Here is a 14,309-nt window from a genome sequence, read left to right on the forward strand (position 1 = left end):
AAAAGTCACCTCAATATTCAATTGTATATAAAATTCAAAATGCTTATTTTAGATTAGCAAAAGTTTTAACATTGCGCTATATATATTCTGACAGGACATGACCGCTGCTTCTTTAAAATATAGTTTTTATATGAAGATGCCAATAAATCGATTATTAGTTACATTAATTTCAGTAAAATCAGCAATGTTCACTTTGAAAAATGCTGTTTTAAAATGTGTTTGGAATTTATTTGTCATAAAATTCATAAAGTAGTTGTTTTATTAAGAAAAAGTATATATTTATACGAACATAAATATAATTACCTATATAAACGTTCGTGTTTTCATTGACTTTCCTTTTTAGTGTTGATAAAATGAGTTTGTTTGATAAAAGAGGGAATACTAATTCCCGTCGGAGGTGCTTAATATGTCTTCAGTAGTAGTAGTAGGTACGCAATGGGGAGACGAAGGAAAAGGAAAGATTACTGACTTCCTTTCTGAACATGCAGAAGTTATCGCACGTTACCAAGGTGGGAACAACGCGGGTCATACCATTAAGTTTGACGGAGAAACATATAAATTACACTTAATTCCATCAGGTATTTTCTATAACGAAAAAACATCCGTTATCGGAAATGGGATGGTTGTCGATCCTAAAGCTCTTGTGAAAGAGTTAAAGTATCTTCACGATCGCGATGTGAAAACAGACAACCTGCGAATCAGCAACCGTGCACATGTGATTCTTCCCTATCACTTAAAGCTTGATGAAATTGATGAAGAACGCAAAGGTGCCAATAAAATCGGTACAACGAAAAAAGGAATCGGTCCTGCTTATATGGATAAAGCAGCACGTGTCGGAATCCGTATCGCAGATCTTCTGGATCGTCAATCTTTCGAAGAAAAGCTTGCTCGTAACCTGGAAGAGAAAAACCGCCTTTTTGAAAAATTCTATGAAACAGAAGGCTTCAATATTGAAGATATCCTGGATGAGTACTATGAGTACGGTCAACAAATTAAGCACTACGTTGTGGACACATCCGTTGTATTGAACGATGCCATCGATAACGGTCGCCGCGTTTTATTTGAAGGAGCTCAAGGGGTAATGCTTGATATCGATCAAGGTACATATCCATTTGTTACTTCTTCTAACCCGGTAGCTGGTGGAGTGACAATCGGTTCTGGAGTAGGCCCGACAAAAATCAACCACGTAGTTGGAGTATCAAAAGCATACACAACCCGCGTTGGGGACGGACCTTTCCCTACTGAACTGACGAACGAAATCGGAGACAAAATCCGTGAAGTGGGCCGTGAGTATGGAACGACGACCGGACGCCCTCGTCGTGTCGGCTGGTTTGACAGCGTGGTTGTACGGCATGCCCGTCGTGTTAGTGGCTTAACGGATCTTTCATTGAACTCCATCGATGTATTGACTGGAATCGAAAACTTGAAAATTTGTGTAGCATACAAATACAAAGGTGAAGTCATGGAAGAATTCCCTGCTAACCTGAACATTCTAGCTGAATGTGAACCCGTGTATGAAGAGCTTCCAGGCTGGACAGAAGATATTACAGGATGTAAAACGTTGACGGATCTGCCAGAGAACGCTCGTCACTACTTAGAGCGCGTTTCTCAATTAACTAATATCCCTCTTTCCATCTTTTCAGTCGGACCGGACCGCTCTCAGACAAATGTTGTACGAAGCGTGTGGAGCCCGATTTAATTCAAAAAAAACTCTCAGCCTCTTTTTTAGGCTGAGAGTTTTTTATTGATTTAATTGTTCGAACACCCTGTCATGACAAACGACATAAAGAATATCATCCGCATACAGCTCCCTGTTCATGGCATCGGTGAAATCCATATTATCATTCACAGCGAGCAGGATAGCTCCCTTCTCCAGCAGCTCCTCAGAAGCCTGCTTAATGGTCCTCCAATTCTCTTTCACCTTGAATTCGTGAATATTATTGCCGTATCGTTTACTGAGTAACTGTCTGAATAAATTAGTCGTTCCAGGATGAAGGGTCGCTTTTGCCATCAGTAGGGAAACAGAATCATTCGATAAAATAAAATCCTCTACAGCAATATGCTGGAACTTTGGAATATGACGATCTTCAGATACTTCCACGATCGTATGGACGGCTTTCTCATGAGTCTTCGATAATCCCTCAACGGCAGACGCAATCAATAAGGTTTTCCCATCAACAAGGGAGGGATCTTCAATTTTTGAATCGGAGAAAATCGCCACTCGTTTTGCCTCAAAGATATTGGCCTTTAGTAAAACATTTTCATCGGAAGGATCCCCTTGGATGAAATGAATCTGCTCATGCTCAATGGGTGTGATGGGAAGCATGTCAATGAGCACGATTTCAGCATCTGGCACATGAGCAAGTATTTCTTCAATGGCTCTCTCCGTTTTCTTCGACCAATTGATGTAGATATAATGATCTTCATATGTATACACTAACTTTCCCTCCCTCTTGAATTTCTGAAATGTGGTAATGGAATCAACGGTTTTACTGATTAACACCCCGATAATACCGATCCCAAAGATGAATAGGAAGATTCCCAATAACCTTCCTCCCACCGAAACGGGAAAATAATCTCCGTATCCGACAGTGGTCAAGGTTGTCATCGTCCACCAAAACCCATCAAAAAGCGATGGAAATGTCTCAGGCTCCAAAAAATGGCTGCCAAAGGTTCCCAACAGGATAATAATCAGGGATAATAGAAGAATGAAACCGAAGTCCATCTTCGTAATCTGTTTCCAAAGCCTTTGGAATATAATCATACATACCCTCCTTACGAAAAAATCATAGTTCAATAATACCAATGAATCCCTGAGGAATGAAACCTTTTCCTCATTGATTCGTATATTTAAAGAAATCATATCCTTCAAAACAGGAGGCTGGAGTCAAAAAATGAAACAACCTGTACTGGAATACCGTTTACGAAAAGGCAACGAAACGTATGAAGCGATCTATCATTACCCTGATATCGAATTAGAACAAATCCTGGCAAGAAGGGAATGCGAATTTTTTGTGAAAGAAGGTGTGACGTATCGTCAGCTTTCTTCAGCGATTGAAGGGAATCGATTTTTACTATATGTAGAAATATATGAAGAAGAACCTGTTACCGATCCCCTGTTTCCACCTGAAGGATTGGTATTGGAGATTCGCGAACTGAATCCAAGAAACAACCACCCGATTTTAAAAATAGAACACCATGATTATCATCTCGATATTCTAAGCGTCATCGGTTCCGTTTATTATTATATTAATGGGGCGGAATGGGAACGTGATTCTGCTGAAATCGATGAGGATCGCTATGTGTATATATTATATGTAAAAGCAACGGGCTATAAGCTAGAGGAGGAAAGCTAATGAACAAAACGAAGAAAATGATGGCCGGGGTAGTCGCATCCGTTATGGCGATATCGGTGACCGGCTGTGGAAATCAGGAGCTTCCACCTGAACCGACTGATGTTGACTGTGACGACTGGGATTGGGATGACGAAAGCGGCACCTATTATTGTGATGACGACCGTTCCCCTCACTTTGGCTACTTTTGGTTTGCTGGCAGGATGTTTAAAAATAAATCCAGTCTAAAAAATTATTCAAGCTATAAATCGTACTCAAAGAGCTACAAATCAGGAATCGGAAGCGGCTCCAAAGGCGGATTCGGAGGATAATATGACAGCCTCTCACCGCGAAAAAAGAAACTCTTTCTATCAGAGCATTCCGGAATTTTGGCATGATTTGTATGACATGGAGTACTCGTTATTGGATATTAAGATGGAATCGGGTGACACGATTTCAGCGATTCATGAAGCATCCAGAAGAGTATACACTATCTATCAAAAAAGTGCGGGTCTGCTTCGTGAGCTGGAGGATGATACCCTTCTTGAGCTAGGTTTTCCAAAGGAATCCCTTGCCTATATAAGATTTAAGTCCATTCCTCAAGAATGTATTGTGGGTCGCTTTGATTTCGTTGTAAGTGGTGGTGAAATCAAGCTATTAGAGTTCAATAGCGACACCCCCACCTTTATCAAAGAGCTTTATCATGTGAATGAAAAGGTTTGTCAGTACTTTGGGTGTTCAAATCCTAATGAGGGATTCGAGTCGGGATTAGCGAAAGAGCTAAAGCGGGCACTCTTATCTTCCTGGAAGTCTTTGCAACGGAAAGGCGAACCTAAGATCGTTTTCACTTCTCACCAGGATCACGAAGAGGATCACCTGACAACAAAATATCTACAAAAGCTTTCAGGTGTGCCGTCTGAATATGTGAGCCTGGATCAGCTGCAGATTCGAGCGGATGGCCTTTATACTCCTCAAGGGGAGCGGATCGATGTATTGTACCGGCCGACGTATCCTATCGAACATCTCATTGATGATAGGGACCCTCTCACAGAAGAATATGTCGGCGTGGACCTGATGCAAATGGTGTTGGAAAAAAAGGTTGCCATCTTGAATCCACCCTCCGCTTTTTTACTCCAGTCTAAAGGAGTTCAAGCACTTATATGGGGTCTTCATGAAGCAAGTAGTTCCTTCTATACAGATGAGGAACATCAATGGATCGAACGATACTTTCTTCCAACCTACTTAGATTCTGATCACTTCGAGAAGAATGGGATCACCTATGTTCAAAAGCCTGCATTTGGCCGAGAAGGAGATACGGTCAAAATCATGGAAGCGACTGGAAAGATCCTCTTAGAAGATAAAAAAGAAACCTATAAGCAAACCCTTCCTGTATACCAACAGTTCATCCCTCTGCCTGTTGCTGCGATTAAGACGGATGAAGGAAAGAAGGAAGCAAGCTTGATGGTGGGCAGTTTTATTATTAATGGTACGGCCGGTGCAGTCGGAATACGGGCTGGAAACGCCATCACCGATAACGAATCATACTTTCTGCCTGTAGGGTTACAGGAGAAATAAAAAGGAGAGAAACTCATGCAAATCATAACAAGTGAAGCACTACTCAGCTTTCTGGCTCACGTCGGAACGGGCCTTGGACTGATGATCCTCGGAGTCACCGTTTTCGCCTTTACCACCAAATTCTCTGAAGCTACCCTGATCAGGGAAGGAAACATTGCCGTGGCCCTCAAACTATGGGGAAAAGCCATCGGACTCGCCATCGTCATTTACACCGTTTGGGCTAACAGCCTGAATCTGCTTGACGCCTTTATCTGGGGCCTCATCGGTATCGCGACTCAAGTCATCGCCTACTGGATCATTGAGTACGTATTAACACCTAAGACGAATTTAGCGAAGAAAGTGGAAGAGGGTAATATCGCCATCGGATTCAGCCTTTTCTCTGCTGCGATTGTAGTGGGATTGGTTGTAGCTGCTAGTTTGACTTATTAATATTGGTTTTAATGGAGATCTGCTGTTGGAGCGTTGAGTTGGTGCTCTGGTGGCGGATCTTTTTTATGATGAATGTAGCGGGGGAGTGTTGCCAGGTAGAATGTTCTTTGAACTTAGAGCGAATTCAGCCTCAAATCGCGGGAGAAATTGAAGTCGATAATATATGGGAAGAAGTCGATAATAATAAAGGAAATACCCCACTAAACCCTTCTATACTAGATACCTATAAAATAAGTAAAAATGATATTTTACCCGGAGTCATTTGTAAGGAGTGTGCCCATCTCCCACTAATAAGAGAGTTTGGTTATTGGAGCTGTGCCAATTGTAAACAAAAGTCGAAAAATGGTCATATTGAAGCTTTAAAAGAGTACTACTTATTATTCGGAAGTGAGATAACCAGCAGCCAATTAAGAGGATTTTTAATAATATCTTCTCCTTCTCTGGCAACTAGATTAATAAAAAGTGCACATCCTTATGTACAACCAATCGGTACTAATAAAGGAAGGATCTATAAACTGGATTTTGATCTAACCTAAATGGGATTAGGGGAAATGCACCTCCTCAACCAAGTGCATTTCCCCATCGTTATTCCCCAAGAAATAATTTTCGACAATATATCCTAAAAAACTATTGCCCTCTACATTCAACCTGTGATAATATTAATTTCGTTGTCACGAAAGCGGCTTTGATCAAGCTTGCTATCCGTGTTTATATATATATTTAGAGCCATTAGCTCAGTTGGTAGAGCATCTGACTTTTAATCAGAGGGTCGAAGGTTCGAATCCTTCATGGCTCACCATTTTTTCTCTTACATGGCCCATTGGTCAAGCGGTTAAGACACCGCCCTTTCACGGCGGTAACACGGGTTCGAATCCCGTATGGGTCATTTTATTTTTGTGAAGATAGATTGATGGTTTACGAGACGTCGCTTCACGGAAGTGGATTGCTAGCGTAATTTAAGGTAAAATATCATTTTGCTATTGCAAGTAAGGAAAGTTATTTTGCTATCGCAAATAATGCAAGTTATTTTGCTAAAGCAAAAAACATTGGTCCGGTAGTTCAGTTGGTTAGAATGCCTGCCTGTCACGCAGGAGGTCGCGGGTTCGAGTCCCGTCCGGACCGCCATTTACATATTAGTTCTGAAAACTTTATGGCTCAGTAGCTCAGTTGGTAGAGCAATGGACTGAAAATCCATGTGTCGGCGGTTCGATTCCGTCCTGAGCCATCTTACAAAAAGTACTGCGACGACTTTGACTCTCGTAGTACTTTTTTATTTGTTTTTGTAACACTAATGTAACAAAACACAATGAATTCCTCTAATTTCTACCATGATTGTTTCAACGGATAATCCACCTTTAGACCCACGCGGTTCCCGCTATGACGTTAAAAACACCATTGAAGCGCTTTCTTTGATGTCTAATTAATTATACAGTTTTATTACAATCTTAATTCTGCGTCCCGGATTTCGTCGAATTATGGTAAATTAGTAAAGTACGAATTTAATAGAATTTTACTAAATTAGGCTTAATGAACTAGCGTAACTGGGATTTTTGCTTTAGTTTATAGGAGGCAACTCAATGAGTTTCGGAGAGAAATTAACACCCATTTTAGAAAAATATAAAAAACTTAATATTCGACATAGATCAAATCAATTTTTCAAAAGAGTAGGGATCACAACTCTCGCTCTTACAACTTTGACATTTACATCGGCCGCAGCGAGTACAGGAACAGATGAAAATCTGAAAACCATCTATCATGTATACATGGGTAGTGAGTATGTAGGAGCTGTTACGAATCAGGAAGAAGTAGAAGCTGTTTTAGATGAGAAACTGTCTGAGGCTAAGAAGGAGTACACGGATTTCCAGGTTGATTTTAATCATGATGTAACGTACATACCTGAGAATGTGTTTACTGCTGTGAAAACAAACAATCAAAAGGTAATTGAAAATGTAAATAAATCAGTATCGGTTGAAGCAAATGCTTTTGCTGTAGTTGTGAACAATAAACCAGTTGCTTTTGTTAAAGACGAAAAGGCTGCTGAAGAAGCTTTAAAGTCTTTTAAGCTCAACTATGTTTCTGAAGATGAGCTAAACGAACTGGAAATGCGAAAAAATGATTCTTCATCGACTTCTTTACCCGCTCTAAAGGAAAATGAAACACGTTTATTAGAAGTTTCTTTTAAAGAAGAGGTAGAGATGAAGAAGACTCAAGTGGAGCCAGAAGATATGATGTCTTCTGAGGAAGCAGCAGATCTTCTTAAGAAGGGTACCTTAGAAGAAAAGAAATATAAGGTTCAAGAGGGTGATGCCCTTGGTACGATTGCAGAAGAGCATCAGTTAACTACCGGGAAATTGCTGGAGTTAAACTCAGAGTTAAAAGAAGACGATGCCCTGAAAGTTGGTTCAGAGTTAAACGTAACTGTATATGAGCCACTTGTTCATGTACTTGTTAAGAAAGAAGCAAACAAGATTGAAAAGATTGCCTACGATAAAGAAGTAGTGGAAGACTCTACTATGAATAAAGGCGATACGAAAGTGAAACAGGAAGGTCAAGAAGGCGAGAAATCCGTTACGTTTGAAACGACAGAAGTGAACGGCTCTCAAATCGACAAAAATGTTAAAGAGGAAAAGAAATTAAAAGATCCAGTGAAATATATAGTAGTAAAAGGAACGAAAGCAACTCCGTCCAGGGGATCAGGAAACTTTGCATGGCCGACAAATGGCGGCTACATCTCCTCTAAACAAGGACCAAGATGGGGTAAAGTTCATAAAGGGATCGACATTGCGCGACCAGATAATCCTACAATTAAATCCGTAGATAACGGAAGAGTCGTTTCTGCCGGTTGGGATGATGGCGGTTATGGAAATAAAGTGGTGATCGATCATGGAAATGGATATAAAACGATTTATGCTCATTTAGATTCTATTTCAGTTTCTGCGGGTCAAACGGTGGAAAGAGGCCAAAAAATCGGTATCATGGGTACAACTGGTGAATCGACCGGTGTCCATCTGCATATCGAAGTTTACAAAAATGGATCTCTTATCAATCCATTGGATGTACTATAATATATAGCTAATTTCTAAAAATTATTGTTTGTTGAAGAGGTTTTAGGTTTTGTATGAAAATCAACTACTACTCGCTTAGCAAAGATGTTTACGGAAACAATCTAGTTTAATATAGGTAATCAAGCAGGGGACTGACACAATCATTTTATTTGTCAGTCCCCTTTGTTATATTTAGATTATAGTCAAAAAGAAATGAAATAAAGGTTATGATAGAGTTAAAGATGAATTAATATGGAGATAGTGATAAATTTAAAGGAAGAATCCTATACTAATCACAACTTTATATGATACATTACTTTTTTCTAAAGGAGATCAATTGACATGGAAAAGAAAATATTAGTCGTTGACGATGAAAAACCAATTGCAGATATACTACAGTTTAATTTGAAGAAAGAGGGCTATGAAGTACATTGTGCGTACGATGGAGACGAAGCCGTCAAGATGGCGGAAGAAATCAAGCCTGACCTTGTTCTTCTTGATATTATGCTTCCGAATCGTGATGGAATGGAAGTTTGCCGTGAGATCAGGAAGAAGTATGAAATGCCTATCATTATGCTGACAGCGAAAGACTCTGAAATCGATAAGGTATTGGGGTTAGAACTTGGAGCCGATGATTATGTGACGAAACCGTTCAGTACGCGTGAACTTATTGCCCGGGTAAAAGCCAACTTGCGACGTCATCAGCAAGGGGCACAGCAAAATGCTGAAGATGAGAACAATGAAATCACGGTTGGTTCTTTAACCATCCATCCTGATGCGTACGTTGTTTCGAAAAGAGGAGAAACGATTGAGCTGACACATCGTGAGTTTGAGCTTCTCCATTATTTAGCGAAGCATATTGGACAAGTGATGACCCGTGAACACTTGCTTCAGACTGTTTGGGGTTATGATTACTACGGAGATGTACGTACGGTCGATGTGACCGTCAGACGTCTTCGCGAGAAAATTGAGGACAACCCAAGTCACCCTACCTGGATCGTAACACGTAGAGGAGTCGGTTATTACTTACGAAATCCTGAACAGGAGTAATTTGTAATGAAGAAAGTTGGTTTAACCCGTTCCATCCATCTGAAATTCGTTTTGATTTATGTTCTGCTTATTCTTCTCGCCATGCAGATTATTGGGGTTTATTTTGTGAGGGAACTTGAGCAGAAGCTTGTTGAGAACTTCCAATCTTCTATTACAAATAGAGTAGAATTGTTGGAGTACACGATTAGAGAAGAAATGGTGAAAGTGCGTGGAGAAGATGACCCTACGCAAGAAGAAGACATTAGAAGAATATTAGAAGATAGCAGCAAGAATTCAGATATCGCTGAAATCCGGGTAATTGATAATCGAAAACGGATCATCGGTACTTCGGATCCCAATAATCAAAAACTTGTAAACAGAGTGACGTCCGATAAAGATGTGAAAAGGGTACTTGCCTTAGGTGTCTCTTCTGAAAATACGTATCTCGATAATCAAACAAATGACCGTATCTGGGTGCATTCGAAACCAATTGAATCTAATGATGAAGTGATTGGTGCCATATATATCGTTGGTGAAATTGAGAGGGTCTATGACCAAATGAACGACATTAATAAAATCTTCACCAACGGTACCCTGATTGCTCTTATCATAACGGCTATACTGGGAGTTTTGTTAGCTCAAACCGTCACCAGGCCAATTTCGGATATGCGAAAACAAGCGTTGGCCATGGCGAAAGGGAATTTTTCCAGAAAAGTTAAAGTGTATGGTTATGATGAGATTGGTCAGCTTGCCATTACGTTTAACAATTTGACTAAGCGCCTACAGGAAGCACAGGCAACGACAGAAGGAGAGCGCAGAAAGCTTTCATCCGTCCTCGCTTACATGACGGATGGGGTCATTGCAACCGATCGAAAAGGAAGAGTCATTCTTATCAACGATCCTGCAGCAAGCATGCTTAATGTTTCACGTGAAACAGTCGTCTCTCAACCGATTGTTTCATTATTAGGGTTGGATGAAGAATATACTTTTGATGACTTGTCCAATGAACAGGAATCCATCATTTTAGATTACAGCACAAAGGATAAACCTTATATCCTGAGGGCTAATTTCTCTATCATTCAAAAAGAGACCGGGTTTGTGAATGGCCTGATCGCCGTTTTACATGATATAACCGAACAAGAGAAAATTGATTTGGAACGACGGGAATTTGTAGCCAATGTCTCTCATGAGCTCAGAACACCTCTTACCACGATGAGAAGTTACTTAGAGGCTCTTGCAGAAGGTGCATGGCAGGATGAACAAATAGCCCCTCAATTCCTGGATGTCACCCAAAATGAAACCGAGAGAATGATCAGACTTGTCAATGATCTTCTACAACTCTCTAAAATGGACAGCAAAGACTATCGATTTAATAAAGATTGGGTAGACTTTATCCTCTTTTTCCATAAAATCATCGATCGATTTGAAATGACGAAAGATATTAATGTGACATTTCAACGCTTTTTACCGGACAAGGCATTGTTCGTAGAGGTCGATCAAGATAAAATAACGCAGGTTTTAGATAATATTATTTCGAATGCATTGAAATATTCCCCTGAGGGTGGAACGATTACGTTTCAAGTCCAAGAAAAAGAAGGCTACGTTGAAATCAGTGTATCGGATCAAGGATTAGGCATACCTAAAGAAAACTTAGAAAAAATCTTTGAACGTTTCTACCGTGTCGACAAAGCCAGAACAAGACAAATGGGTGGTACGGGTCTCGGTCTTGCGATTGCGAAAGAAATGATTTCAGCGCACGGTGGTGACGTATGGGCGACCAGTACTGAAGGTAAAGGCACGACGATCATATTTACCCTCCCATATGATACCGCACAAGAGGATGATTGGTCATGAAATACGAAAAAATAAAATCGATAGTATTAACATTGCTTGTTTGTATCAGTATTTTTCTAACCTTTAATCTTTGGACGTATCAACCTGGGTACGACACGATAGATAGTACTGAAACCTTTGAAGTTTCAGTAGGTGAAAAAATTGAGGAGACGGATCTTTCAAAGGTGTTGATCAAACCGTATCAACTTTTTTATCATTCTAGTAACAAAACGGTCGGGACTTTAGATGGGGATGAAATGAATAAGGTTATAAAAGATTTAAGTAGCTGGACTCTGTTTGATTTGAAGGACTATTCAAATCAATACTCCAGAGACGAAATCAAATCATTGATACAAGGAGAAAAGAAAGTAGAGATTGTATTCCCTGATAATGTACCTCTTTCCATCTATAGCCGGGTTATTCATTTGGAAGATAAAAAGGTTCCCACCGCTTCATTTGACCGCATTGTAATTGATTTAAACACTGTAAACTCCGACGCGGGGACTGTGTATTTTGTATCCCTCAATTCTAATGAAAAGTATTTTTATGAGTGTCGTGTCAGTGTTGAAAGTTTACAAAAATTCGAGAAAACATTTCTGAAACAGGTTGTTTCCTATGATGAGTATATTGAGCAGCCATTGAACTCTAAAAGAAACATTTTCCTTCCGAAGTTACCAAAAGAGTATAAAAGCTATAGATACTATTCAGATACACTATCTTTGGATGATTTCAAAAAAGCATTATTCAGCGATCCAAACAATGTCGAGGTGACAAAAAACACCTTTATTAATGTACCAAGCTTTATGAAGACGAATGAAGAATACAATACTCTTTCATATGTGAATTTATCTGTGGATGAAAACACTTCTCTGACACCCGTTTCTTTATTCCAGAAAAGCATGGAATTTGTCAATGATCATGGTGGTTGGACGGATGACTATCATTTCTATTCCATTAGTCCAATTGAAAATAAGATTGTGTATCGGCTCTTTATGGAGAACCACCCTGTTTTCAATGAGAATAATATGGCTGAGGTGTCTCAAGTGTGGGGAAGTGAATCAATCAGCAAGTATAATCGACCGTTCTTTAAATTGGACATGGTTTCAAAAAATGAAATTCGAGATGTATTACTTCCATCGGGTGCCTCTGTATTATATGCATTGAAACAGAACCGTACGAAAGGACTAGAAGATGTGGAGGATATTGTCATAGGGTATAGAATGACAAGAGATTCAAATGAGTCCAATAAAAATTTTATCATCTTTGAACCTTCCTGGTATTACAAGTTTAGCGGCAATTGGTTAAGAATACCTCTTGAAGAATTGGAGGGGTTCTAACCGATGGATTGGAATAAAACAAAAAGTATATTCATTATCGTCTTTCTGGTTTTAGATATATTTCTATTGACGATATTCATGGATAAAATCCGTGCGAGTAATCCTGATACAATAGTGCAGACTTCTTTTGAAGAAACGCTAAAAGCGGCAAAAATAACCTATCCTCAAAAGCTGTCAAAAGAACCAATAAAAGATGCTTATATTAGAGTTACTACAAAAAAAATCAGTGAAAAAGATCTTGGGAAAATAAAAAATCAAGAAGTAAAAACTGTGAATGATAATACGATCAATGCAATTTTGAAGGAACCTATAACCATCAGTGAGGACTTTTCACCTGCTGAATTAAAGGATTTCCTTAAAGATAATATCATAAACGGTGAGCAATATAGCTTTTGGAAATACAGTAAAGAAGATCAAACCCTTGTATATTATCAAACGTACAATGACAGGAAAATTTTTAATAACGAGAATGGAAAGTTGATTTTGTATTTGAATTCAGAAAGGGAAATTGTATCCTATAAACAAACATTGTTGGAAAATATTAAAGAATCCACTGGAAAAAAATCGTTGGTTACCCCTTTTGATGCTCTAAGGTTTTTAGTGGAAAACAATGAAATCGCCAATGGCAGTAAAATCGTAGATGTTCCCAGTCTTTGTTATACAACTTTTGTGCCGATTGATGATTATCAAGTATTGGCTCCAACCTGGCATTTCATTGTTGAAAAAGAAGGGAAGAAAGAAGATTTATTTATTAATGCAGTGGAAGCACAGATAGTAAAGGTTACCAAACCAGAAAGAGAAACATTGGAGTGAGCGTTATGACCATGCATTTTAGTGTGCTTGCCAGTGGCAGTACAGGAAATGCGATATTTGTGGAGACGGAAGAGCATTCCTTTCTTGTCGACGCAGGATTGAGCGGGAAACAGATGGAAGGGTTGTTCAGTCGGATCGACCGGAAGATAGAAGATTTATCGGGTATTCTGGTCACTCATGAGCATAGTGATCATATTAAAGGTATCGGTGTGTTAGCAAGAAAGTACAAGCTTCCGATCTACGCCAACGATAAGACCTGGAATGCCATGGACGGTTTAGTAGGGAAAATAGACACGGAACAGAAATTTTCATTTGATATGGAAACAGCCAAGCACTTTGGAGGAATGAGCATTGAGTCCTTTGGGGTTTCTCATGATGCGGCAGAGCCCATGTTCTATATTTTTCACCAGGGAGAGAAAAAGCTTGTCCTGGTAACGGACACAGGATATGTAAGTGATCGGATGAAAGGGATCATTTCCAATGCCGATGCGTATGTATTTGAAAGTAATCATGATGTGGGGATGCTCCGAATGTGCCGGTATCCGTGGAATATCAAGCGTCGGATTCTTGGTGATTATGGACACGTATCCAATGAAGACGCGGCTATTGCCATGAGTGAAGTGATGGGCGATAAGACGAAAGGAATCTATTTAGCCCATCTCAGCCTTGATAATAATATGAAAGATCTAGCCAGAATGAGTGTTTCGCAAACACTCGAGTCAAAAGGAATAGTAGTAGGAGAACAAATTGATTTATTTGATACGGACCCTAAAGTACCAACACCTTTAGTTGCGATTTAAACCGATTCAAATGTTTGCGATTTTTCTTTTGAAGGTATGAAAAAGGTGAGGGCTGAGGTCTTCACCTTTTTTTGTCTTCTATAGTATTTACATATCCAGTGATATTTTGAAATTCTT

General features: G+C 39.5%; 13 protein-coding genes and 4 tRNA genes. 16 read left to right on the plus strand and 1 reads right to left on the minus strand.

Features of this window, described 5'->3' with window-relative positions; translation table 11 throughout:
- The first annotated feature begins 406 nt into the window (after positions 1–406).
- Entirely contained in the window at positions 407–1,699 is a 1,293-nt protein-coding gene (locus ACOSV2_RS17965; protein ID WP_113969397.1) for an adenylosuccinate synthase, read from the plus strand.
- Positions 1,700–1,741: 42 nt separating this feature from the next.
- On the opposite strand, the gene ACOSV2_RS17970 is transcribed toward ACOSV2_RS17965, so the two are convergent.
- Complete coding sequence (locus tag ACOSV2_RS17970) at positions 1,742–2,764, minus strand: potassium channel family protein (protein ID WP_428976321.1); 1,023 nt, start codon at positions 2,762–2,764, stop codon at positions 1,742–1,744.
- 130 nt (positions 2,765–2,894) lie between these two features.
- Here ACOSV2_RS17970 and ACOSV2_RS17975 point away from each other — a divergent pair, with 130 nt between their 5' ends.
- The 15 genes from ACOSV2_RS17975 (at position 2,895) to ACOSV2_RS18045 (ending at position 14,192) form a co-directional block, all read left to right on the plus strand.
- Positions 2,895–3,356 carry a hypothetical protein gene (locus tag ACOSV2_RS17975; protein WP_428976322.1) on the plus strand — a complete coding sequence of 154 codons (462 nt, stop codon included), beginning with the start codon at positions 2,895–2,897 and terminating at the stop codon, positions 3,354–3,356.
- A complete protein-coding gene (locus tag ACOSV2_RS17980) occupies positions 3,356–3,664 on the plus strand; it encodes a hypothetical protein (protein WP_113969395.1) in 309 nt (102 codons plus the stop codon). Before ACOSV2_RS17975 ends, ACOSV2_RS17980 begins: the two co-directional genes overlap by 1 nt.
- 1 nt (position 3,665) lies before the next feature.
- A complete protein-coding gene (locus ACOSV2_RS17985) occupies positions 3,666–4,907 on the plus strand; it encodes a glutathionylspermidine synthase family protein (protein WP_428976323.1) in 1,242 nt (413 codons plus the stop codon).
- A 15-nt stretch (positions 4,908–4,922) separates the two neighbouring features.
- Positions 4,923–5,336: a DUF350 domain-containing protein gene (locus ACOSV2_RS17990; RefSeq protein WP_428976324.1), complete on the plus strand. Its 414-nt coding sequence runs from the start codon at positions 4,923–4,925 to the stop codon at positions 5,334–5,336.
- A gap of 107 nt (positions 5,337–5,443) precedes the next feature.
- Positions 5,444–5,872 carry a hypothetical protein gene (locus tag ACOSV2_RS17995; protein WP_428976325.1) on the plus strand — a complete coding sequence of 143 codons (429 nt, stop codon included), beginning with the start codon at positions 5,444–5,446 and terminating at the stop codon, positions 5,870–5,872.
- Positions 5,873–6,059: 187 nt separating this feature from the next.
- A tRNA-Lys gene (locus ACOSV2_RS18000) sits at positions 6,060–6,135 on the plus strand.
- 15 nt (positions 6,136–6,150) lie between these two features.
- A tRNA-Glu gene (locus ACOSV2_RS18005) sits at positions 6,151–6,222 on the plus strand.
- 162 nt (positions 6,223–6,384) lie between these two features.
- Positions 6,385–6,461 (plus strand) — tRNA-Asp (locus ACOSV2_RS18010).
- Between the two features lie 27 nt (positions 6,462–6,488).
- Positions 6,489–6,561, plus strand: a tRNA-Phe gene (locus tag ACOSV2_RS18015).
- A 352-nt stretch (positions 6,562–6,913) separates the two neighbouring features.
- Positions 6,914–8,401 carry a peptidoglycan DD-metalloendopeptidase family protein gene (locus ACOSV2_RS18020; protein WP_428976326.1) on the plus strand — a complete coding sequence of 496 codons (1,488 nt, stop codon included), beginning with the start codon at positions 6,914–6,916 and terminating at the stop codon, positions 8,399–8,401.
- Between the two features lie 321 nt (positions 8,402–8,722).
- On the plus strand, positions 8,723–9,430 hold the full coding sequence (yycF, locus tag ACOSV2_RS18025) for a response regulator YycF (protein WP_113969391.1): 708 nt from the start codon (positions 8,723–8,725) through the stop codon (positions 9,428–9,430).
- Between the two features lie 6 nt (positions 9,431–9,436).
- On the plus strand, positions 9,437–11,263 hold the full coding sequence (gene walK, locus ACOSV2_RS18030) for a cell wall metabolism sensor histidine kinase WalK (RefSeq protein WP_428976327.1): 1,827 nt from the start codon (positions 9,437–9,439) through the stop codon (positions 11,261–11,263).
- The gene (locus tag ACOSV2_RS18035) at positions 11,260–12,579 is read left to right on the plus strand and encodes a YycH family regulatory protein (protein ID WP_428976328.1); all 1,320 of its coding nucleotides are present in this window, start codon (positions 11,260–11,262) and stop codon (positions 12,577–12,579) included. Before walK ends, ACOSV2_RS18035 begins: the two co-directional genes overlap by 4 nt.
- A 3-nt stretch (positions 12,580–12,582) precedes the next feature.
- Complete coding sequence (locus ACOSV2_RS18040; RefSeq protein ID WP_428976329.1) at positions 12,583–13,392, plus strand: two-component system regulatory protein YycI; 810 nt, start codon at positions 12,583–12,585, stop codon at positions 13,390–13,392.
- Positions 13,393–13,397: 5 nt separating this feature from the next.
- The gene (locus tag ACOSV2_RS18045) at positions 13,398–14,192 is read left to right on the plus strand and encodes an MBL fold metallo-hydrolase (protein WP_113969387.1); all 795 of its coding nucleotides are present in this window, start codon (positions 13,398–13,400) and stop codon (positions 14,190–14,192) included.
- The last annotated feature ends 117 nt before the right edge of the window (positions 14,193–14,309 follow it).

This window comes from Rossellomorea sp. DUT-2, from assembly GCF_052665285.1.